We start from the raw sequence: 20874 nt of genomic DNA on the forward strand, positions 1-20874 counted from the left end.
CCGCAGGCGCCTATTGGTTGATGAGATCGACCCAGACAAGCCGGTGACGACTTGCTGCTTCTGCCGAAGCTCGGGCTTCGGTCTCAGGCCAGTAGATACCTGCATCGTGCACGCGCCAATCGGATGAGGGCAATACGTAATCCACTCTCATTTCGCCTACCCCTTTCCACAGAACTGTTGCGGCCGATCCGGCAGGGTCCAATGGCACAGGGTCTTGGATCAGAGGGTCGGTAAGAAGATTGTTGATTGCAGCCTTGTGCCCTTCGCCGTTGTGCGGGTCCAGATTGGCATCGCCTGCGATGACGAACCGATCTGAAGGAGTAGGCCCCAATTTACCATCCAGCAGTTGCGACCAGAATCGAACTTCGTCCCTGTTGCGTAACCCGTTGCGATCTTCGGGACCATCAAAGACAGGGGGGCTAGCGTGAAACGTCATCAAATTGATACGACCGACAGGGGTGTCGATCGGGACGACCCAATGTGATGTGGATGACAGCCTCTGAATCGCTTGTGCCTGAGGTGAGGGAAATGGATTTCCGTTTATTTTTGGTAACAGGGCACCAGGAAGTTCGTTCCAAAGCATCTCGGTATAGGACTGGACCTCTCTGGCTGCGATGGGATAGCGGGATAAGACTGCCAGGCCGCTTTGGCCCGTAAAGCGCCCCCATCCCTGTGCGTCGCCAGGACCACCAGTTTTTCCGTCCCCATCTAAGTCTTCAACGGTTTCGAGCCCCGAATTGGGTTGCTCGGAATAGCTGTAGGGATAATTCAAGCCATGGCCTTCAAGCGCATCAACGAGAGCGTCGAGCGCAAGCCCGTCCAGATCCCAATCGAGCCCTTGCAGTGCAACGATGTCTGGGCGGGTTGTTACCAACACCTCAATAACCGCCGTAACCTGCGGATCTTCCCGCCAGATGTCGTGCAGTAACAGGCCAGGTCCCTTGCGACTAAGTTCAGTATTGTAACTTGCGACGCGCAATGTCTCTGCCTGCGCCACGTAGGGCAGCATTAACAGGACCAGCAGTCGGATCATGCGATCTGAGTAGACTCGGATGTTGAATAGGCGCGGCGTTTTTCGACGATCAGGTTGGCAATGCGCAGTGTCGCCATACCGCGCATGATCATGCTGGCAGGCAGGAACGCCCAGGCGCAAAGCGTCCAGATCAGAGTCTGGGGATTGCCGAGCGTGATCGGCGTGATAAATTCGGCTGTCAATTTGATTACAGCAGGGATCAGGAAGGGCAGCAACGCCCCAATTGCGATGTTCAGCCGCCCATCACGCTGCAATCGGGCAACAACATCTCCACCCTTGGTCGGGTCAAACAAAGGCAGATTGGTCCAAACGTTGAACGCGCCATTTCCTGTTGGCCATCCTCTGAGTTTTACGGCGTAGGCAAAGCTCGCGATGGTGACCAAAGCCGCGACATAGGCGATGCTGGCTGATATACTGACGAGCTCAATAAGTGGTGCGCTGGCGTTTCCGGGAAGCACCAGAACCACGAGCCGAACAGGCGAATAGGGAAAGTCCACCACATTCGCGACCATCAAGCCAATAGAATAGAATACGCCCGTAAGATCCGTGGGGGCATACGCATTCTTACAGATCAGCGTCAGAAAGGTGACCATCGACATCAGGCCAACAAAACGCAACCTGTTTACCGGCGGGGCGTCACGGAACTCGATAAAGCTTGGGAAGGCCGAATTATATTCCGAGAATGTTAGAATAAACGCAAGGATCGCCAGAAAGACGATAATCTCAGTCCCGTTAGACGTCGATGTGGGCAGGTATAACGCGGGGGTTAGCACCATCAGTGCCACCAATAATCCACGTATCGCCGCGCCCGTCGTGCGTGCAATCACAATCCGAACCCTTTCCAAACCGGAGCTGTCGATTCTAAGTCGACTTGTCGTCCAACTTGCGCGCGCCACTCGTTCACTGGCGGCTACCTGTTAGGTGCCACCTTGGCTGATAAGCGGTAATTCGCTCAAGTCAGAGTGCAGAAAACACTGAGTTTCGGGCAAAATGATGGCGCAACTGGTGCGGGATTGCATCAATTTCGACGCAAATCCGACGTGTATATCAAAATGATACCTAGATGTAGTAGATTGGGGCAATTTAACCCCAAGAATGCGAACGGGGCCGCGCTTGTGACCCCGTTAGGTTGAGTATCAACAGATGCGCCCCCAGAATCATACCCAGGGACGGGCTTGGCTTGCGTGATCCTCGAACTTGTCGATGTGATGGTCTTTTTCCATCGTCAGACCAATATCGTCCAGACCGTTCAGCAGGCAGTGTTTGCGGTGTGGGTCGATGTCGAATTCGATGACCACGCCATCCGATGTGGTGATCTGCTGATCTTCCAGATGCACGGTCATACGAGCATTCTCGCCCTTATGCGCGTCATCCATCAGAATCGCGTGATGCTCTTCCTCAACCACGATGGGCAGGATGCCGTTCTTGAAGCAGTTGTTGAAGAAGATGTCGGCGAAACTGGTCGAGATCACGACCTTGATGCCGAAATCCTTGATCGCCCAAGGGGCGTGTTCACGTGATGAGCCGCAGCCGAAATTGTCGCCCGCCACCAAAATCTCGGTTTGGCGATAGGCGGGTTTGTTCAGCACGAACTCTTCGTTCTCGCCCCCGTGGTCGTGATAACGCATCTCGTCAAACAGCACGACGCCAAGGCCGGACCGCTTGATCGTTTTCAGGTGCACTTTGGGAATGATCATATCGGTGTCGATATTGATCAATGGCATTGGGGCGGCCACCCCGTGGACTTTTTCGAACTTTTCCATTTCTACACTCCTGCGGGAGAGGGCCGCGCCCATGCCCCGCGTTTAAGCTTCTTTCGCTTCCGTTGTTTCGTCCTTGGGTGCGTTCTTGACGAAGAACGCCATGAAGACCAATCCGAACCCGTTGAACAGCATCTCAATGCCCAGGAAGATCCCCAGTATGCTCAGCAATGCCTGCGGCTCTTGCCCCACATAGCTCCAGATGATGCCTGCGAGGATGATCGACAAGATGCCCGAGATCATCGTGGGCCAGAAAAACTGTGTTCCCTTCATTTGGAACGACAGGATGATCCGCGCGATGCCGCCTGCCATGAACAGGATCAGCACCACAGTCGCGAGCGTCAGCGTGCCCTGCAGCGGGTGATCCAGAAAGGACCAGCCCAGGAACAGCATGACCGCACCCATGATGAGTGACAGGATTTTGTTGCCAGTGCCTTCAACCGTGAAGCCGCCAACGATCTGCAATCCGCCCGCGATCAGCAGCAACACACCGGTTACTACTGTTACGGCAACGGACGCCACGACCGGCGCGCCCAATACGAACACACCGAATGCTATGGACAAAAGTCCCAGCAGTAGCCATTTGACCCAATCACTCATGTTAGTCTCTCCATCAAATATCTAGATATGAGAGAGTCTTACATCATTTCGCGGACGTCTGTCAGCCGTCCAGTGATAGCCGCTGCGGCAGCCATTGCGGGGCTGAGCAGATGGGTGCGCCCACCGCGGCCCTGACGACCTTCGAAGTTGCGGTTCGAAGTCGCTGCACAGCGCTCACCCGGCTGCAGTTGGTCGGGGTTCATCGCCAGACACATCGAGCATCCTGCCAGACGCCATTCGAATCCGGCATCTTTGAAGATTTCGGCCAATCCTTCTTCTTCGGCCTGTGCACGCACCAAACCCGAGCCTGGTACGACCATTGCGCGCATGCCGTCCTTGATCTTCTTGCCTTTGAGGATCTCCGCCGCAGCACGCAGGTCTTCGATGCGACCGTTGGTGCACGAACCGATGAAAACAGTGTCGATCTCAACGTCGCTCAGCTTTTGACCGGCTTCCAGACCCATATACTCGATCGAACGGCGGGCCGCGTCGACTTTGCCGCCTTCGAAATCTTCGGGATGCGGTACGGATGCGGTGATCGGCAGCACATCCTCGGGGCTGGTGCCCCAAGTGACGACCGGTGCGATATCTTCACCACGCAGCGTGATGACTTTGTCGAAATGCGCATCTTCGTCGGTGAAAAGTGTCTTCCACCAGTCCATCGCGGCTTCCCACTGTGCACCTTTGGGGGCATGCGGGCGGCCTTTGACATATTCAAAGGTGGTCTCATCCGGCGCGATCAGGCCGGCGCGCGCACCGCCTTCGATCGCCATGTTGCAGACGGTCATGCGCCCTTCCATCGACAGATCGCGGATCGCCTCGCCACAGTATTCGATGACGTAGCCAGTGCCGCCAGCGGTACCAGTCTCACCAATTACGGCCAGGGTGATGTCTTTGGCGGTCACGCCTGGCTGCAGTTTGCCAGTGATTTCCACCTTCATATTCTTGGACTTCTTCTGGATCAGGGTCTGCGTGGCCAGAACGTGCTCAACCTCAGACGTGCCGATACCGTGCGCCAGAGCGCCGAAAGCACCATGGGTCGCTGTGTGGCTGTCGCCGCAGACAACGGTCATGCCGGGCAGGGTCCAGCCCTGCTCGGGGCCAACGATGTGGACGATGCCCTGACGGACATCGTGCACTGGGTAATAGTGAATGCCAAAATCCTTGGCGTTTTTGTCCAGTGCTTCGACCTGAATGCGCGATTCCGGGTTTTCGATCCCGTTCACGCGGTCCGGGGTGGTCGGAACGTTGTGGTCCGGTACAGCGATCGTCTTTTCTGGCGCGCGCACCTTGCGGCCCGCCATGCGCAGGCCTTCAAACGCCTGTGGGCTGGTCACTTCGTGAACCAGATGGCGGTCGATATAAAGCAGGCAGGTGCCATCATCGGCTTCGTGCGCGACATGGGCATCCCAGATCTTGTCATAGAGTGTTTTGGGGGACATCGGTCCTCTCCCGTATGTGATGAGAAATGGCTGGCGAGGTGGCTTAGGCGACGGGTAGGCGTGCCAGAACCGTGCGGGCGGCACCAAAGAACCGTTCACGCAACCGCGCGCGATCTTCCAGATTCTGTTCTTGGGCCACATTGAGTCTCATGCGCTCCAGATATAACGGGGTTTGCCGTCAATCAAGGTTCAATCCGGGTACGGGCTTGCATCCCCTCACATGGATGGCCAAGCTGGCAGGCATGAACCAGGATCTGTTACCAGAAACGCTGTCCGAGCTTTACGGCAATATGACGGCGGCCTTTTCAGAACAGATTGAAAATTTGATCGAGCTGATCGTCACGCCCGGTTGGCGGCAGTATCAATTGGTTATCATCCTGTTCCTATGGGCGTTGGCGTTTCTTCTGAAACTACTGACGCAAAAAAGATGGGATATATGGGCGCGCGCGCGTACCGGCTGGCCGAAATGGCGGCTGCGCATTCTGATCCAACTGATGCGGCGTTTGACGCTGGTCTATTTCGTCTTGCTGACTTGGGGTCTCTACTGGGTCATGCAGCAAACAACGTGGCCTTCGCGCAGCTATATCATAGGTGTATTTGCGACCCTGGCAGCGGCTTGGTTGGCCATTGCGTTGGTATCGCGCTTGGTGCGCAACCGGACACTGCGGCAGATTTTCAAATGGTCAATGTGGGTCTATGCAACGCTAATCGCGCTGAATCTGACTGATGATGTCGCCGGTTTTCTGGACGGTGTGGCGCTCTCGATAGGTGATCTCCATATCTCGGCGCTGGGGATCATCAAAGCCGTCCTGCTGATCGGCATTCTACTAACGCTCGCAAGGATCGGGACCCGCGCGGCTGAACGCGGGCTTAAGAGTAATGATGACATCACGCCATCGATGCAGGTGTTACTCGCCAAGGGAATTCAGGTGCTGCTCTATGGTGCGGTGTTCATGGCTGCGATCCGTACGCTTGGCTTTGATCTGACCGGGATTGCGCTGTTGTCCGGCGCGATTGGTGTAGGGATCGGGTTCGGGCTGCAAAAAGTGGTCTCGAACCTGATTTCGGGCATCATCATTCTAATGGACCGATCGATCAAGCCGGGCGATGTGATCTCGCTGGGCGATACGTTCGGTTGGATCAATGCGCTGGGCGCGCGCTATGTCTCGGTTGTCACGCGCGATGGGCGGGAATACCTGATCCCAAACGAGGATTTGATCACCAATCAGGTGGTGAACTGGTCGCATTCGGACAAGTTTGTTCGGCTGGATCTGGAATTCGGAACCAGCTATGGCGACGACCCTCACAAAGTGAGGGCAACGGCGATACGAGCCGTCAAATCGGTTGGTCGAGTACTGAGTGGAGGATCCCATGAACCCGTCTGCCACATCACCGGTTTTGGCGACAGCAGCGTGGACTATGTGCTGCGGTTCTGGATTAGTGATCCGACCAAAGGGCTGACGAACATCCGGGGCAATGTTTATCTGGCGTTGTGGGACGCATTCCAGGCTGAAGACATCTCGCTACCCTTCCCACAACGTGAAGTTCGTCTGCTGCCGGACGACGCAGAGGCGCAACAACTCGCCAAAGAGTGAGCCGATGTCACTGCGTGAAGCAGCCCGTTCATTGAAATGTTGCAATCCCCTTGTTACCTTATTAGTACCCCAGCGCCGGGGATTTGGCGGCGCGTTGCAAAGGAGGACTATGTCCTGTCTCTACATACACAGGCGGGTTTGCCCGCCGATGATGGGGCCAAAGTAATGGCCCACTCTCAGTCAATCAGCGATAAGCTGCTTGAACGTATCCTTTCCTCACTTTCCGATGACAAGGCCGAAGACGTCGTGCAGATCAACCTGCAAGGTAAGTCTTCTGTCGCGGATCACATGGTGATTGCCTCGGGTCGGTCGACCCGTCAGGTCTCGGCCATGGCGGAAAAGCTGACGGATCGCATCAAGCAGGAATTCGGCTTCACCTCGAAGGTCGAAGGCAAGGATGCCGGCGACTGGGTGTTGATCGATACGGGCGACGTGGTCGTTCATATCTTCCGCCCCGAAGTGCGTGAATTCTACCAGCTGGAAAAGATGTGGCTGCCTCAGGGCGGCAGCGCCTCGGCGAATTGAGGCGCGATCCCGGCCTGCATTAACAGGCCGGAGGCGAGAGAGACATGCGTATCAGCATTTGTGCGGTCGGGCGATTGCGTGCCGGACCGGAGAAGACCCTGCTTGATGATTACCTGACTCGTTTCGACCGAACCGGCCGTGCGCTGGGCCTTGGGCCTGCAAAGGTGATCGAAGTCGAAGACAAGAAAAACGCAGGCATGGGGGCCGAGGCCGCGTTGCTGCGGAAAGCTCTGCCCAAGGGCGCGGTTATCTGTACGCTGGATGAGCGCGGACGGGTGATGTCCTCACCCGATTTTGCAAAAAAGCTGGGTGGATGGCGTGATGAGGGCCGACAGGATCTGGCGCTGATCATCGGCGGAGCGGACGGAATAGACCCTAATCTGCGGGCCGAGGCCGATTTCTCCCTGTCCTTTGGGTCAATGGTCTGGCCTCATATGCTGGTCCGTGTGATGTTGGCCGAGCAACTGTACCGGGCCGCTACCATCCTGTCGGGCGGTCCTTATCACCGGGTCTGACATGGCGCAGCTTTTGATCGTCTACCATTCGCGCACCGGCGGTGCCCGGCAGATGGCCGAAGCCGCAGCAGATGCAGCGCGCGACGAGGCGAACACCATCCTGAAAACCGCCGATCAGGCCGGGCCGAAAGACCTGCTGGCCTCTGATGGCTATATCTTCTGCGCACCCGAGAACCTGGCCGCGATCTCTGGGCTGATGAAAGAGTTTTTCGATCGCTGTTATTATCCGGTACTGGGGAGGATCGAAGGTCGACCCTATGCGCAGATGGTCTGCGCCGGATCAGATGGTGAGAATGCCGCGCGACAGATGGCACGGATCGCAACGGGGTGGCGGTTGAAAGAGGTGCAACCGCCCCTGATCATCTGCACTCATGCGCAAACGCCCGAAGCAATCCTGGCTGAGAAGATCATTCCTCAGGAACAACTTGAAAACTGTCGCGATATTGGTGCGGCCTTAGCGGCAGGTCTCAGCCTCGGGGTGTTCTAAAGGTCAGTTCAGATCGACCACTGACGTGTCTTCGCTCCAACCACCGACATTGTCGCGCGCCTGAATTTGCACCTGCGTGGTCCCGTCCGGGATCATCACCCCGCCCAAAGACCGGGTAAAGGGTTGCTCGTCAACATGAGGGTGGTGCAGCACGCGCATCCCCAGTTCGTTTCCCTGCATATCCAGAACTCGCCAGCCGTCGGCATAATCATCCCATCCGGTATCGGGATGACGGATCGTGACATCGAATCGCCAGGTATCACCGTTCGAACGGGCCGAGACCTGTTCGATCGTCGGAGAGTCAGCGAAGGCGGGGCTGGCCAGTAAGGCGCTGAGAATCAGATATCGCATAGGGTCAAACTATGCGCTCGGGCGCGGCATTGCGATCACGACTCTGTGTTTGGTGGCGCTGTCATCATGACAGTTCGCGAATGCGAGGCGAATTCGCGACGATATAGGACGCCAAATGTAACGGCTGAGCTCAGTATTAATGCCATTGGTCCCAAAATCCAGGCAATGGATGCCAACGCAAAGTAGGTTGCCCGCAACGCACGATTGAAACTACGCGCCGCCGTGATGCAGATATCGCCTGCCTGAGCGGCACGGGCATAGGCCTGCGGATGATCGGGGTCGTTTGGAACCGCGGCCATCAAGATGGCGCAATATCCAAACAAACGATGCGACCAGACAAATTTCAGAAATGCGTTCGACAGAAAAAGAAGAATAATCAGTATTTTGACCTCCCACACCATTGCGGGCGCACGGCCAATGGCAAGGTCTTCGGCAACTCCGGCCAAGCGCTCGGTATTGCCAAGCAGCGCCAAGCCACCGCCAATTGCAATCATGATCGTTGACGCAAAGAACGTACTGCCCTGACGCATGGCCGAGATCACCTGAGCATCGAACACACGTGGCTGGCGCGTCACCATCTCTCGCATCCAGACCTTGCGGAAATCATCCATCATCAACGATACCGACGGTTTCTGAGAGGAAGGATTCTCGATCCTCCACCCAATTCCCAGCCAAGCTGCAAACAGAAGCAGTACGGCAACGTAGTCTAACGGAGAGAACAGCAATGCGCGGTCGATCCAGGTCATGCCGCGACACTATTGCTGGATTCAGAAACTTGCCAGCCGCTAAAATTGGTAATATAATTTTACCAAATGGAGGGTCAGCGATGGAAATGCCCAAGCCAAATCCGGATGTCATGGCGCGTAAGCAAGCTTTGGTTGCGCGTTTGCAGCAGGTCCTGCCGGGGGATGCCGTCATCCACGATGTGGCCGAAACACGTGCATATGAGTGTGATGCGTTGACCGCTTACAAATGTCCGCCCTTGTTGGCGGTACTGCCGTCGACAACACAGCAGGTTTCTGATGTTTTGCTCATTTGCCACGAACTGAGTGTGCCCGTGGTGCCGCGCGGTGCGGGGACCTCGTTGGCCGGCGGTGCTTTGCCGACAGCGGATTGCGTGATCCTAGGCGTTGCTCGGATGAATGAAGTGTTGGAGGTCGACTACGACAATCGGTTTATCAAGGTGCAGACCGGCCGAACCAATTTGAGTGTGACCGGAGCCGTTGAAGAAGAGGATTTCTTCTACGCCCCTGATCCTTCGTCCCAACTTGCCTGCGCCATCGCCGGGAATATCGCGATGAATTCGGGCGGAGCACATTGTCTGAAATATGGCGTGACGACCAACAACCTGATGGGCGTCACCATGGTGATGATGGATGGCAGTGTGGTCGAAATTGGAGGCGCGTATCTGGATGCTGGTGGGTTGGACCTGCTGGGTGTGATTTGCGGATCCGAAGGGCAGCTGGGCGTGGTGACTGAAGCAACGCTGCGGATCTTGCGCAAACCCGAAGGGGCGCGACCTGTTCTGATGGGGTTCGATGACAACGAAGTTGCGGGCCATTGTGTCTCTGACATTATCAAATCGGGCATTCTACCCGTCGCAATCGAGTTTATGGACCGCCTCTGTATCAGAGCCTGCGAGAATTTCGCCCATGCTGGATATCCCGATTGTGAGGCGTTGCTGATTGTCGAGGTTGAAGGGTCAGAGGCTGAGATCGACAGCCAGCTTTCGAAGATCATCGAGATTGCCAAACGCCACAATCCCGTTGAGCTGCGCGAAAGCCAATCCGCTGATGAAAGCGCGCGTATCTGGCTGGGGCGGAAATCGGCCTTTGGTGCGATGGGGCAGATCAACGATTATATGTGTCTTGATGGGACGATTCCGGTCTCATCGCTGCCCTTTGTGCTGCGCCGCATCGGAGAGTTGAGCAAGGACTACGGCCTACCTGTTGGCAACGTGTTTCATGCCGGTGACGGGAACATGCACCCCTTGATCCTCTTTGACGCCAATAAACCGGGTGATCTTGAGAAATGTGAGGAGTTCGGGGCGGACATCCTAAAGCTTTGCGTCGATGCGGGCGGCTGCCTGACGGGGGAGCATGGGGTTGGCATCGAAAAGCGAGATCTGATGACCCATCAATATGCGGCTCAGGATCTTGATGCACAGATGGCTGTGAAAGATGTGTTTGATCCCAACTGGCTGCTGAACCCAGCCAAAGTGTTCCCATTGGCGTCGTCAGCGGGGCGCAGGATGGCGGCGGAATAGGGGCTTTGCCCACAGCCTCAAGTAATTTGTGAAAAGATGAACGCAATGAGACCTGAAACCGAGGCTGAACTTGCAGAAACCGTTGCTGGGCTTAACGGACCCGTATGTATTGCGGGCGGTGGCACGCGCGGCGTTGTCGGTGCGGAACCGGAGCTGAGCACCGCTGGACTGAGCGGGATTACTCTCTATGAACCCGGAGCGCTGACTCTGGTCGCACGTGCGGGAACTCCTATTGCTGAAATTGAGGCGGCTCTGGATGGCGAGGGTCAGCAATTGGCATTCGAGCCAATGGATCACCGCGGTTTGTTGGGCACGACTGGTGAACCGACGATTGGTGGCGTTGTTGCAGCCAACATCTCGGGGTCTCGCAGAATTCAGGCCGGCGCCTGCCGGGATTTCCTGCTCGGCGTCCGTTATGTCGATGGCCTTGGGCAAGTCATCAAAAATGGTGGACGCGTGATGAAAAATGTCACCGGCTACGATTTGGTGAAACTGATGGCCGGGTCATGGGGCACATTAGGGGTTTTGTCAGAAGTCTCGTTGAAGGTTTTGCCCAAGCCAGAGACACAGGCCACATTGGCTGTCAGTGCCGATGATGTAGGAACCGCAGTTGATCTTATGTCGACTGCCCTGAGATCCCCATACGAAGTGAGCGGCGCGGCGTATGATCCGCAGGATAGACAGGCGTTTTTGAGGATCGAGGGATTTGCCGACTCGGTCGCTTATCGGGCTAATCGATTGAGCGAAACACTTGGCAACGAATGCAACGAGTTGGAGGAGTCGCGCAAGCGGTGGGCTGATCTGCGCGATGTGCGTGCGTTCCATGATCTGGAAGGCGATGTCTGGCGCTTGTCGGTGAAACCCGGTGATGCCCCGGTCATTGCGGATCGGATCGAAGCAGGGAGAACCTTGCTTGATTGGGGTGGTGGTTTGATATGGGCGCTGGTGCCAAAGGGCACGGATTTGCGTGCGCGCTTGGGGGCCTTCGAGGGCCATGCGAGCCTTGTACGTGCAGGTGCCGATACGATGGAAGAATTTCGTCGGTTTCAACCAGAGAACCAAAAAATTCAGGCTCTAACAAAGGCAATACGGCTGAAATTCGATCCGCGTAGCGTGTTCAATCCGGGTCTTATGGGGTAGACGATGCAGACGACATTTACCGAAAAGCAGCTGCAGGACCCCGCGATTGAGCGGTCCAATGAAATTCTGCGGAACTGCGTTCATTGTGGTTTCTGTACTGCAACGTGCCCCACTTATCAGGTTCTTGGTGATGAATTGGACAGTCCTCGCGGACGCATCTATCTGATCAAGGATATGTTGGAGAATGAACGTGTCCCGGACGAAAAGACCGTCAAGCATATCGACCGCTGCTTATCTTGCCTCGCCTGTATGACCACTTGTCCCTCGGGTGTGCACTATATGCATCTGGTCGATCACGCGCGGGAATACATTGAAGATAATTACAAACGCCCATTCTCGGATCAGGCACTGCGTTGGATACTGGCCAAAATCTTACCTTATCCTAGGCGCTTTCGATGGGCGCTGATTGGTGCAAAGCTGGGCCGCCCGTTCCGGTTTTTGATGCCGGATGCGCGCCTGAAAGCGATGCTGGATATGGCGCCCAAGCATATTCCACCGGTTAGTCGCAATGATGATCCCCAGAGTTTTGCACCAAAAGGTTCAAGAACCATGCGTGTGGCGTTGATGACAGGGTGCGCGCAAAAAGCGCTGAATACAGACATCAACGATGCCACGATTCGTCTGCTGACACGTTTGGGATGTGAGGTAGTGGTTGCTGTAGGGGCAGGGTGTTGTGGAGCCTTAACTCATCATATGGGTAAAACGGGCGAAAGCCACGCTTCTGCCGCCACCAACATCCGGGCCTGGACGCGCGAAATGGATGGCGATGGCTTAGATGCGATTGTCATTAATACATCGGGGTGTGGGACTACGGTGAAGGACTATGGCCACATGTTCCGCAACGACCCACTTGCTGCAGATGCCGCGCGGGTGTCGGCGTTGGCGCTGGATATCAGCGAACTGTTGGTTCAGTTGGATTTGCCATTCAGAGACAAAAAAGAACTGGTCGTTGCCTACCATGCAGCATGCTCTCTGCAGCATGGCCAAAAAGTTACTACTCACCCCAAAAGTCTGTTGAAATCTGCTGGATTCACTGTGTTAGAGCCTAATAATAGTCATTTATGCTGCGGCAGCGCCGGAACCTATAACCTTATGCAGCCTGAAATTTCCAGTCAGCTAAAACAGCGCAAGGTGCGCTCGCTTGAGGCCAGAAATCCCGATGTGATCGCAGCAGGAAACATAGGGTGCATGATGCAGATCGGGTCCGGAACCGACACGCCCGTTATCCATACCGTCGAACTGCTGGATTGGGCCACAGGTGGGCCCAAACCGCGCGCGCTGCACGGTGATACCAGCGGCATACCGCAATTACGTTAGCCAATTGCTGCAAGCGGGCATCAGATCACAGCGAATCCAGAACGGGCCGAATTTGCCCTATTTTCGCCGTACCCACAGCATACGATTGTTGATCGGACCACTTGACCGGAGACCTGTGTGCGCAACTGGATCACCGCTATTACGCTTAGCTTGCTGCCTTTGGCAGGGCAGGCGCAGGATTCAGGGCTTAAAAGCCTTGATACCACTGACGCTGGGCGAGAGTGGATGGCGGTTGGTCGGCTGGATATTGATGGAACCGGGTTCTGCACCGGATCGCTCATATCTCCAACGCTGGTTCTGACCGCAGCGCATTGCCTTTTCGATAAAGCGACGAAACAGCGGATTGATCCGGCGCGGATCGAGTTTCTGGCGGGTTGGCGTCTTGGGCATGCGTCGGCATATCGACCGGCACGGCGCACGGTGGTGCATCCGGAATATGAATATGTCGGTGATTTGTCGGCGACTCGCGTACGTCACGATATTGCATTGATCGAGCTCTGGCAGCCGATCCGAAACACATCGGTCATACCTTTTGAAACCGGACACCGCCTAACTCGCGGTGAAGAGGTCGGTGTTGTCTCTTACGCCCATGACCGGGCCGAAGCACCGTCTCTGCAAGAGGTCTGTTCAGTCATCGGCCGTCAGGCGGGCATCCTGATCATGTCTTGTGACGTGGATTTCGGAGCGTCCGGTGCGCCGATTTTTTCGTTTGAGGGTGAACGCCCTCGCATCGTTTCAGTCGTAGCCGCCAAAGCTGAAATGCAGGGTCAACGCGTTGCGCTGGGCACCGACTTGAACGAATCTCTCGAATTGTTGCAGGCCGAGCTTTCCCAAGGGCGAGGTATGAACGCGTCTCTGGACAACAACACCAAACACCTTGGAGCAAAATTCGTTAAGCCATGACCCGGTTATTATTCAAAATTATTTTATGTTTTTCTGTTATTGCAACCACATCGCAGGCCCAGACCGGAAACAAGCGCCGTCTGACGGACCGGGATGATCTGTACGGATGGGAAGCGGTTGGCCGACTGGATTTTGGCGATAAGGGTTTTTGCACGGGCACCTTGATTGCTCAGGATATCGTTTTGACGGCCGCCCACTGCGCGCTGGACAAGGTGACTGGTAAACCATACGCCCCCGGCGAAGTGACATTTCGCGCCGGGCTAAGCGATGGCGAAGCGCTGGCCGAGCGGAAGGTCATCCAGATCGCCGCGCACCCGGATTTTGTCGCGAACGCCCCTGTCTCGGCCCCTCGGGTTCGGGTTGATGTGGCTCTAATGCGGCTGGATGAGCCGATTCCCTACTCTATTGCTGATCCGTTTGCCCTGCACAGTGGCCGCGTAACCGACAATGAAATCAGCGTCGCATCTTATGGACTCGGCAGGGAAGACGCGATCCTGCGGCAGCGATCCTGTCACATTCTTCAGCGTGGACAGGGCCTGATCGTCTTTAACTGCGACGTCACATTTGGATCGTCTGGCTCGGCCATTCTGGCAAAGAAGGGGCCGCGCTGGCAGATATTGTCGGTTGCCTCGGCAATTTCAACGAATGGAGGTCAGAAAGTCGGTTACGGAATGGAGTTGTCGGGAATCGTTTCAGAATTGAAGGCGATCCTGCGCCGTGATGCACCCCGGCCAACGGCCACGATCCGCAGATTGCAGCCCGGATCAGACAAATCCAGTTCGGGTGCCAAATTCATCAGCGCCGGCGGGTCTTGAACCCGAACCAACCGCTTCCCATCTGAATTTTACCGGATCGCCACGATTGGGGTCCGGGAAACTCACCGCCCGTCCATACCGGAGGGCAAATTCGTAAATCGCTCAATGATGAGGATACGACATGCGTACATTTGACTTTGCACCGCTTCACCGCGCCACTATCGGTTTCGATCAGATCGCAGACATGATGGACCGAGTTCTGACCAACGATGTGGCTCAGCCCAGCTATCCCCCTTACAACATTGAAAAGACCGATGCTGACACCTATCGCATCTCGGTCGCTGTTGCCGGGTTCTCTGAGGCTGATCTGTCAGTTGAAGTAAAAGAAAATTCGTTGGTTGTCTCTGGCAAGAAATCCGCCGAAGACAAGGATCGCAGCTACCTGCATCGTGGCATCGCGACCCGCGCATTTGAGCGCCGCTTCGCCCTGGCCGACCACGTTCGCGTCACCGGTGCGAGCCATGAGAACGGCATGCTGAACATCGACCTGAAGCGCGAAGTGCCCGAAGCACTTAAGCCGCGCCGGATCGAGATCTCTTCAGCTAGTGCGATCGAAAAGGATGTGGTTGACGCAAAAGCCGTGAACTGACGCCTTTGATCACGTCGCGATAATCTTCTCCTCTCTGGGTTATCGCAACACACGCCCCGCGTTCCTCCAGACGCGGGGCGTTGTCGTTCTGGGGTACAATTGTTGCTTTTGTTCCCGTCTCAATCCTGATGCGTTGTACCAGAAGCGCGCCTTAGGCTTTCCGTTCGTCTTAGGGTTGTCCCGCCTATCTTTTCATGTCCGAGTTTGCGACACTCTGCGGGATTTTACCGCTTGTGGGGATGTAAATCTGTGTAACATCCCCTATCTTATTGGGTAGATAAGAAAAAAAGGAATAGGACAGATGTCGAACCAGCAGTTTGAAGCGTTGATTCAGGAAACTCAGGCCAAAGTGCGCGAAAGCCAGTCGCAGATCGAAGGGCTGACCTCGCGGATCGAAGCGGCACGCGCCAAGATCGGCACGTCAGAGGCGGATATCGACATCGAAAATGCAACGCTTGAAGATGTGCATGCCCATACTGAGGTGATGAACGCAAACATCGCCGAGCTGATCATGGGCTTGGATGACGTCACCAACGCGTTCTCCAAAGATTTCGACGAGATGCGGTCGAAAACCGGGTGGGAGTCGTTTGTCGGCATCTTCGCCAAAGCCAAATCCGAGTCGATGCGGCAGGAGCGTATGCGCACCGCCAATATCGACGACAAACTGCAGGACCTGATCGCCAAATCCGACGTGATCGTGAAGCTGCTGGAAGGGCAATTGTCGGTGCTGGAAGAGCAACGTGTGAAGGTCGAGGACAATCTGACCGTCACTTTGGATGACCGCGAGGCGACGGTGGCCGAACTGGAAGCGCTGCGCACTGAGATTCAGGGTATGGATCCGACGATCATAACGCTGGAAAACAAGATCAGCGTCGAACAGGACGCAGCCGCGCGGACTCAGTTAGAGACTGAATTGGCCGAGTTGAACAAGCAGTACAACGCCAAGGTTCAGGAAGAGCAAGTCAAGCTGGCCAAATCGCAGACACTTGAGCGCTATATCGAAAAGGGCAAGACGTGGGTCGATTCATTGCAAAACCAGGCGGCGACGCAGATGGTGTTGATCAACAAGCTACAGACAGACACCCGGCAGCGCGTCGTGCTGTATGACGCCCTGACCAAATCGCTAAAAACCGCGCAGCAGCAGGACGTGGCCCACCGCATCAACGAGATCGGCGTGCAAACGGATCAAGAGGCGCAAACCGCCATGGCCGCCATCGGTACCGCGACCAACCAGAAAATGGCCGACATGCTTGAGGCGCATGAGGATCACATGGTCTTTGCCCGCGACGTGCTGGAGAAAAAGGCCAGGGCGGATGAACGCTTTGCCCGCCGGTTCGCCTCGATCGTCGAGAAGCATGATAAGAATTTGTATGGCGGATGAAGCGCTTTAGCCGAAAAGACGTAAGGCTGCTAAGGATTGGCCTCCTTCTCGTAGTTTGGCCGATGCCGATTTATGGTCTGACTGCCCTTTTGCACAAATTTGGTGTTGAAGGCGGAGCGTACAAACTGCTCGGCTTCTTCACCCTTTACGTCGGGCCGGGCAGCATGATCTTCGGGCTTATCATTTTCGCGTTGTACCTGATCTCAGAAGTTCTTCTCCTGCCTTGGCGGCTCAATCAATGCTGTGGAACCGGTGATAGAAATTCCCCTAATGTCTGACCCCACCCAAGACCATGTCGGCCTGACCGACACCTTCGCCTCGCGCCGGTACTTCCGCAAATTTGAGGTGATCACTGTCCACCTCCTGCGCGTGGCCGCGACGATGGAGGCCGAAGGGGCGATCTCGAAACAAGAAGTGCGGATTGTGTCGCGCTACCTTTCGGGGCTGCTCTACACTTTCCGAGCGCTCAGCATGAAATACCTGCTGGTCGGGCGCGATACGGGGCGGTTCTTTGGCAGCCTTGCCATGGACAAACGTGACAGCGGGTTTCCGGTGGCGGCGGAGTTGTTGACCATGGCCAATGACGCGCAACAGGCGCAGGTGCATCTGGCGAATATGCCCTCGGAAGACGACCTGAAAACCGACATGGTGCGGACGATCATTGGCGATCAGGAAATCCCAACCAAACTGCAATTCGCGCTGTCCCAAAGACTCTATTACGAGGAATTGCTGAAAGGTCAGCTGTTCTGGGCCCGCAACGATCCCGAATGCCACTGGATTGGGAATGAGGGCGAACGGCGCTGGTTCATGATCCACTGGGCGGTCTATGACAGCCAGATCAACCTGCCGGTTATCTATCTGATGCAGTTGGAGGACAGCGGCAAAACTGCCCTGCCCAAGGATCAACGCCGCTGGCCCGAAGTGCAGGCACATCTGATGGCGCAATCGCTGGGCGGGCTGAAATTGGTGACCATCGCCAAGGGCTTCGATCAGGATTTCGACGACCTGCACCCCAAACACCTGCGCCGCATCCATGTGGGGCCGATGTATTCCTCGGCCTATACCGAGCAATCCGGCCCGCTGCGGCAGGTGCTGGAAGATGCGCAATCTCCGCAAGGTCAGGATTGGGCACTGGCCTGGACCACCGAGGAACTGGAAAGCGAAGACGTGATCGAGGAACGTGCCGGGTGGTTCTCGACCGTCGAGCGCGAGGTTTTTGCGCTGGACCCGTTCGGCGGGCAGGGGGCTGAGACCGGCGCCACTCGCACCCAGCGATCCATCATCCTGCCCCAGCGTCCGTTTCAGGTTCTCGCCGAACGCAACCCTCCGGGCTTTGCTGATGTGCGCAAGTTCGTGGTCAGCAAGGCCGGACAGGTTTTGAGGTATTGAGACAAGTGGCGGGATGAAGCCCGCCCTACAGAATTTGAGTAGGTCGGGTTTCAGCCCGGCATTGCGAGGAAAAAGATGAGTTTGACGTCAGATCAGATGGAATTGCGAGAAGACGATATTCGCAAGCATTACGCAGCAGCGACCGCATTGTTGAACGGGTTCGAGCATGCGCCGCGTATCGCCAAACCTGTTGAGGCTGCGGTGGAACGGTCTCCGGGTGTTTCGACGGGGCGTCGGTTTCGGTCTACGACACCGGGGCTGGTGACGCGCCGCGTTGCGCGCGCCGACGGGGTGCATCTGGTCGAACGGATTGAGGCCTCGGATGAGGGCGACACGCTGGTCTCGCCGCCTCAGGCCACAACGCAGCAGGCAATCCGCCGTGCAATAGCCATCGCTCTGGCTGTAGCCGAGGCGTATGCGGAGCAGACTCCGCTGGCCGACCTGAAGCGCGCCAACCTTGCCGGAGATCTGCCTGCCTCCCGCAAAACCGAATTCTCGGAATTACTGACCGCCGAGGCGCTGATCACGTCCCATGTTCTGGGCAATGCGCTGGCCTATCTGATGTCCTCTTATCTGGGCGAGACCACCGTCGACATCAGTGAGATCGAAGAGGTTCTGACCGACAACGGCCAACTCGCTCTGCATGGCGCTTTGTGGGAGCTGGACCAAACGCTGGCCAAACACGCGCCCGACGACGCCCTTCTGATCGCAGCCACCAGCGCTTATGCGGAACAGCTGATGGATAAGGTCGCCTTGCGCGCCCAATCCGCCGGCCATCTGACCCCGTTCCAGAACGCCGCTTGGCATATTGAAGCCGACGACCTGACCATCCGGGGGTTCGAACCGGCCTCGAAGGCGAAATCCACCACCCTGACCATGACGTTCAAGAAACCAAACGAGGTGGTCGGCAACCATATCGCAAAGTATCAGGCGATGAAGCTGGCCAAGATGGTGATGGCCTATGACTTCGACCGCCGCCTGAACCCGTTTGCCGAGCTTGGCGGGTTCATCTTCACCTTCATGGGCGACGGCAAACCGGGTACTGGCAAGACCACTCTGATTCAGATGATGGCCGGGCTGATCAACGACTACTGCCAAAACGCAGGCTATCCGTTCCGCTATCAGAACCTCAGCACCGATAATATCGACAGCTATCAGGGTAAATCCGGCCAGAACGCTAAGGCCTTCATCAATACGATTATCGACCCCTCGGTCATCGGTTTCGGCACAATCGACGATATCGACCAGCTTGCGGGTAAACGTGGAGACCGGCAATCCTCAGCCGGGCAGCTGGAAATCACCGCCGTGCTGATGGAAAGCTTTGCGGGCGCCAATACCGTTGTGCGTGGCAACTGCACCTTTGGCATGTTCTCGAACTACCCCGAGAATGTGGATGACGCCCTACGCCAGCGGGCGGGCGCGCGGTTCCTGGTGGACGGGCCGCAGACGCGCGAGGACTACATCGACATTCTGCACCTGCTGATGGGCCGCAACCACGACATCCCGCTGGGCGAGCATGAAGCCTATGCTGCGCAGGAAATTAAAAAGGCCGTCGCCGCCAGTTTCGAAAGCCACTCCCGCCCGCATGAGGATGCCTTGCTGCAGGTCTATGACCAGGTCTCCGGCGATATCGGCCAGATGGACACGATTGCCAAGTTGGGCACCTACCTCAAGGCGATCCAACAGGCGGATGAGCGTTTCACCGGCCGCGCGATCAAGAACATCACCGACGCAGTCAAGGTCCGCGCGATGGATTTCGAACTGCCTGACGAGTGGATGGAAAACCCTGACCTGTTCCTGTTCCGCGACTACGACACCAAGAAGGCTATGATCGAGGACCTGCGCCAGCCGATCACGGTGGAAATGGTGATGCAAGAGATCAACCGCTACGCCGACAGCGAGTTCCGCTATGCCGACAAGAGCGACGAGGTCGCCATCGAAAACGCCGTACGTGAGATGGGCCGGATGGAAGAGGCTAAGCGTCGGTATCTGGAGGGCAAGGGGAAGTGAACGAAGCGCATTGGGCAACCGGACCTGCCGAAATTCTACGTCATGGCTTTTCACTTTTGGTGAATGATACGGACACAAACCGTCGACTTGCCATGATCAATATCGACAACGCTGTGGAGCTTATGCTTCAGACTTTCATAACTTTGCCGAAGCGTATCTCTGGAATAGATATATCGAGGAAACAAAGAGACGAGTATTGCCAGAATTTTCCGGGGCTACTTGATGGTGTTGAGAACCATGCAGCCGAAAAAATTGTTGGAATAGATTTAGGGGTCATCGAGTGGTTTCACAGGCTCCGCAACGAACTATACCATCAAGGAAACGGCCTAACTGTCGAACGCTCAAAGGTAGAGGCTTACGCGGAACTCGCAGAGAAGTTGTTTGAAAGCCTGTTCGACTATTCACCGAAACTGCCCAGCTCCAAATCTACAGAGCGTCTTGGACGGTTTCTACAAGCGTGGATACAGATCGAACGCTCGGTTGTCGGGCAAAATGCGCTTCGTAATGGGAATATCCTCGGACACGCAAGAGATATGCTGGCGTCCGAACCAGATGGGTCTCAGCTATTTTTGGAGCTTATAGGTTTCCGTAAGCTAAGAAACATGTTGGTACATGGCGAAGAAGTTCAGGATACAGCGTTATCAGAGGAGAACTTGGCTAAAATCGAAGCGATTGCCGCGACATTAGCTAGGTTGCGGGCAAATGATGAATAACCTGCTGCGAAGCATTCGCGACCCTTCAATTGAGGCCCTGGGC

22 protein-coding genes are annotated in these 20874 nt (G+C 56.1%); 14 read left to right on the forward strand and 8 right to left on the reverse strand.

Annotated features, from left to right (window positions below):
* Nucleotides 1-10 precede the first annotated feature (10 nt).
* The 6 genes from ACR0IU_RS07985 to ACR0IU_RS08010 all read right to left on the reverse strand — a co-directional run bounded on the left by ACR0IU_RS07985 (nucleotide 11) and on the right by ACR0IU_RS08010 (nucleotide 4974).
* Complete coding sequence (locus ACR0IU_RS07985) at nucleotides 11-1033, reverse strand: endonuclease/exonuclease/phosphatase family protein (protein ID WP_480715877.1); 1023 nt, start codon at nucleotides 1031-1033, stop codon at nucleotides 11-13.
* Nucleotides 1030-1860 (reverse strand): hypothetical protein, encoded by an 831-nt coding sequence (locus tag ACR0IU_RS07990; protein ID WP_010438756.1) that lies wholly within the window; start codon nucleotides 1858-1860, stop codon nucleotides 1030-1032. The genes ACR0IU_RS07985 and ACR0IU_RS07990 overlap by 4 nt, the downstream gene beginning before the upstream one ends.
* Nucleotides 1861-2190: 330 nt before the next feature.
* Nucleotides 2191-2796, reverse strand: coding sequence for a 3-isopropylmalate dehydratase small subunit (gene leuD / locus ACR0IU_RS07995; RefSeq protein WP_010438759.1), 606 nt, complete (start codon nucleotides 2794-2796; stop codon nucleotides 2191-2193).
* Nucleotides 2797-2838: 42 nt separating this feature from the next.
* Nucleotides 2839-3393, reverse strand: a complete 555-nt coding sequence (locus ACR0IU_RS08000; RefSeq protein ID WP_170775819.1) for a DUF308 domain-containing protein — start codon at nucleotides 3391-3393, stop codon at nucleotides 2839-2841.
* 38 nt (nucleotides 3394-3431) lie between these two features.
* On the reverse strand, nucleotides 3432-4835 hold the full coding sequence (gene leuC, locus ACR0IU_RS08005) for a 3-isopropylmalate dehydratase large subunit (RefSeq protein WP_480715878.1): 1404 nt from the start codon (nucleotides 4833-4835) through the stop codon (nucleotides 3432-3434).
* A 43-nt stretch (nucleotides 4836-4878) separates the two neighbouring features.
* On the reverse strand, nucleotides 4879-4974 hold the full coding sequence (locus ACR0IU_RS08010; RefSeq protein WP_224857982.1) for an isopropylmalate isomerase: 96 nt from the start codon (nucleotides 4972-4974) through the stop codon (nucleotides 4879-4881).
* 85 nt (nucleotides 4975-5059) lie between these two features.
* Between ACR0IU_RS08010 and ACR0IU_RS08015 the strand changes: the two genes are divergently transcribed.
* The 4 genes from ACR0IU_RS08015 to ACR0IU_RS08030 all read left to right on the forward strand — a co-directional run bounded on the left by ACR0IU_RS08015 (nucleotide 5060) and on the right by ACR0IU_RS08030 (nucleotide 7957).
* The gene (locus ACR0IU_RS08015) at nucleotides 5060-6430 is read left to right on the forward strand and encodes a mechanosensitive ion channel family protein (protein WP_480716125.1); all 1371 of its coding nucleotides are present in this window, start codon (nucleotides 5060-5062) and stop codon (nucleotides 6428-6430) included.
* 165 nt (nucleotides 6431-6595) lie between these two features.
* On the forward strand, nucleotides 6596-6955 hold the full coding sequence (gene rsfS / locus ACR0IU_RS08020; RefSeq protein WP_039541351.1) for a ribosome silencing factor: 360 nt from the start codon (nucleotides 6596-6598) through the stop codon (nucleotides 6953-6955).
* Nucleotides 6956-6999: 44 nt separating this feature from the next.
* Nucleotides 7000-7470 (forward strand): 23S rRNA (pseudouridine(1915)-N(3))-methyltransferase RlmH, encoded by a 471-nt coding sequence (gene rlmH / locus ACR0IU_RS08025; protein WP_480715879.1) that lies wholly within the window; start codon nucleotides 7000-7002, stop codon nucleotides 7468-7470.
* 1 nt (nucleotide 7471) lies between these two features.
* Nucleotides 7472-7957 carry a flavodoxin family protein gene (locus tag ACR0IU_RS08030; RefSeq protein WP_480715880.1) on the forward strand — a complete coding sequence of 162 codons (486 nt, stop codon included), beginning with the start codon at nucleotides 7472-7474 and terminating at the stop codon, nucleotides 7955-7957.
* A 3-nt stretch (nucleotides 7958-7960) separates the two neighbouring features.
* Here the strand turns inward: ACR0IU_RS08030 and ACR0IU_RS08035 are convergent, their stop codons facing one another.
* Together ACR0IU_RS08035 and ACR0IU_RS08040 are read right to left on the reverse strand one after the other, a co-directional pair.
* On the reverse strand, nucleotides 7961-8308 hold the full coding sequence (locus ACR0IU_RS08035; protein WP_480715881.1) for a hypothetical protein: 348 nt from the start codon (nucleotides 8306-8308) through the stop codon (nucleotides 7961-7963).
* A gap of 35 nt (nucleotides 8309-8343) precedes the next feature.
* The gene (locus ACR0IU_RS08040; protein WP_010438777.1) at nucleotides 8344-9054 is read right to left on the reverse strand and encodes a DUF599 domain-containing protein; all 711 of its coding nucleotides are present in this window, start codon (nucleotides 9052-9054) and stop codon (nucleotides 8344-8346) included.
* 80 nt (nucleotides 9055-9134) lie between these two features.
* Between ACR0IU_RS08040 and ACR0IU_RS08045 the strand changes: the two genes are divergently transcribed.
* The 10 genes from ACR0IU_RS08045 (at nucleotide 9135) to ACR0IU_RS08090 (ending at nucleotide 20831) form a co-directional block, all read left to right on the forward strand.
* Nucleotides 9135-10574: an FAD-linked oxidase C-terminal domain-containing protein gene (locus tag ACR0IU_RS08045; protein ID WP_480715882.1), complete on the forward strand. Its 1440-nt coding sequence runs from the start codon at nucleotides 9135-9137 to the stop codon at nucleotides 10572-10574.
* Between the two features lie 45 nt (nucleotides 10575-10619).
* Nucleotides 10620-11714, forward strand: a complete 1095-nt coding sequence (locus tag ACR0IU_RS08050; RefSeq protein WP_480715883.1) for an FAD-binding protein — start codon at nucleotides 10620-10622, stop codon at nucleotides 11712-11714.
* Nucleotides 11715-11717: 3 nt separating this feature from the next.
* Nucleotides 11718-13031: a glycolate oxidase subunit GlcF gene (glcF, locus tag ACR0IU_RS08055; protein WP_480715884.1), complete on the forward strand. Its 1314-nt coding sequence runs from the start codon at nucleotides 11718-11720 to the stop codon at nucleotides 13029-13031.
* 117 nt (nucleotides 13032-13148) lie between these two features.
* Nucleotides 13149-13934: a trypsin-like serine peptidase gene (locus ACR0IU_RS08060; protein ID WP_480715885.1), complete on the forward strand. Its 786-nt coding sequence runs from the start codon at nucleotides 13149-13151 to the stop codon at nucleotides 13932-13934.
* Nucleotides 13931-14749, forward strand: coding sequence for a trypsin-like serine peptidase (locus tag ACR0IU_RS08065; RefSeq protein ID WP_480715886.1), 819 nt, complete (start codon nucleotides 13931-13933; stop codon nucleotides 14747-14749). The genes ACR0IU_RS08060 and ACR0IU_RS08065 overlap by 4 nt, the downstream gene beginning before the upstream one ends.
* Before the next feature lie 121 nt (nucleotides 14750-14870).
* Nucleotides 14871-15338 carry an Hsp20 family protein gene (locus tag ACR0IU_RS08070; RefSeq protein WP_170775845.1) on the forward strand — a complete coding sequence of 156 codons (468 nt, stop codon included), beginning with the start codon at nucleotides 14871-14873 and terminating at the stop codon, nucleotides 15336-15338.
* Between the two features lie 301 nt (nucleotides 15339-15639).
* Nucleotides 15640-16719 carry a hypothetical protein gene (locus tag ACR0IU_RS08075; protein WP_480715887.1) on the forward strand — a complete coding sequence of 360 codons (1080 nt, stop codon included), beginning with the start codon at nucleotides 15640-15642 and terminating at the stop codon, nucleotides 16717-16719.
* Nucleotides 16720-16989: 270 nt separating this feature from the next.
* The gene (locus ACR0IU_RS08080) at nucleotides 16990-18108 is read left to right on the forward strand and encodes a hypothetical protein (RefSeq protein ID WP_480715888.1); all 1119 of its coding nucleotides are present in this window, start codon (nucleotides 16990-16992) and stop codon (nucleotides 18106-18108) included.
* Nucleotides 18109-18183: 75 nt separating this feature from the next.
* On the forward strand, nucleotides 18184-20118 hold the full coding sequence (locus ACR0IU_RS08085; RefSeq protein ID WP_480715889.1) for an AAA family ATPase: 1935 nt from the start codon (nucleotides 18184-18186) through the stop codon (nucleotides 20116-20118).
* Entirely contained in the window at nucleotides 20115-20831 is a 717-nt protein-coding gene (locus tag ACR0IU_RS08090) for a hypothetical protein (RefSeq protein ID WP_480715890.1), read from the forward strand. The genes ACR0IU_RS08085 and ACR0IU_RS08090 overlap by 4 nt, the downstream gene beginning before the upstream one ends.
* Nucleotides 20832-20874 lie beyond the last annotated feature (43 nt).

Source organism: Ruegeria sp. CL5 (genome assembly GCF_056536485.1).

Bases quoted from the DNA above. Each gene is read 5' to 3' on its own strand.
- rsfS (WP_039541351.1), top strand. From the start codon at position 6,596: ATGGCCCACTCTCAGTCAATCAGCGATAAGCTGCTTGAACGTATCCTT.
- glcF (WP_480715884.1), top strand. From the start codon at position 11,718: ATGCAGACGACATTTACCGAAAAGCAGCTGCAGGACCCCGCGATTGAG.
- ACR0IU_RS08015 (WP_480716125.1), top strand. From the start codon at position 5,060: ATGGCCAAGCTGGCAGGCATGAACCAGGATCTGTTACCAGAAACGCTG.
- ACR0IU_RS07985 (WP_480715877.1), bottom strand. From the start codon at position 1,033: ATGATCCGACTGCTGGTCCTGTTAATGCTGCCCTACGTGGCGCAGGCA.
- leuC (WP_480715878.1), bottom strand. From the start codon at position 4,835: ATGTCCCCCAAAACACTCTATGACAAGATCTGGGATGCCCATGTCGCG.
- ACR0IU_RS08050 (WP_480715883.1), top strand. From the start codon at position 10,620: ATGAGACCTGAAACCGAGGCTGAACTTGCAGAAACCGTTGCTGGGCTT.
- ACR0IU_RS08045 (WP_480715882.1), top strand. From the start codon at position 9,135: ATGGAAATGCCCAAGCCAAATCCGGATGTCATGGCGCGTAAGCAAGCT.
- ACR0IU_RS08000 (WP_170775819.1), bottom strand. From the start codon at position 3,393: ATGAGTGATTGGGTCAAATGGCTACTGCTGGGACTTTTGTCCATAGCA.
- ACR0IU_RS08080 (WP_480715888.1), top strand. From the start codon at position 16,990: ATGTCTGACCCCACCCAAGACCATGTCGGCCTGACCGACACCTTCGCC.
- ACR0IU_RS08030 (WP_480715880.1), top strand. From the start codon at position 7,472: ATGGCGCAGCTTTTGATCGTCTACCATTCGCGCACCGGCGGTGCCCGG.
- rlmH (WP_480715879.1), top strand. From the start codon at position 7,000: ATGCGTATCAGCATTTGTGCGGTCGGGCGATTGCGTGCCGGACCGGAG.
- ACR0IU_RS08085 (WP_480715889.1), top strand. From the start codon at position 18,184: ATGAGTTTGACGTCAGATCAGATGGAATTGCGAGAAGACGATATTCGC.
- ACR0IU_RS08065 (WP_480715886.1), top strand. From the start codon at position 13,931: ATGACCCGGTTATTATTCAAAATTATTTTATGTTTTTCTGTTATTGCA.
- ACR0IU_RS08040 (WP_010438777.1), bottom strand. From the start codon at position 9,054: ATGACCTGGATCGACCGCGCATTGCTGTTCTCTCCGTTAGACTACGTT.
- ACR0IU_RS08035 (WP_480715881.1), bottom strand. From the start codon at position 8,308: ATGCGATATCTGATTCTCAGCGCCTTACTGGCCAGCCCCGCCTTCGCT.
- ACR0IU_RS08070 (WP_170775845.1), top strand. From the start codon at position 14,871: ATGCGTACATTTGACTTTGCACCGCTTCACCGCGCCACTATCGGTTTC.
- ACR0IU_RS08075 (WP_480715887.1), top strand. From the start codon at position 15,640: ATGTCGAACCAGCAGTTTGAAGCGTTGATTCAGGAAACTCAGGCCAAA.
- leuD (WP_010438759.1), bottom strand. From the start codon at position 2,796: ATGGAAAAGTTCGAAAAAGTCCACGGGGTGGCCGCCCCAATGCCATTG.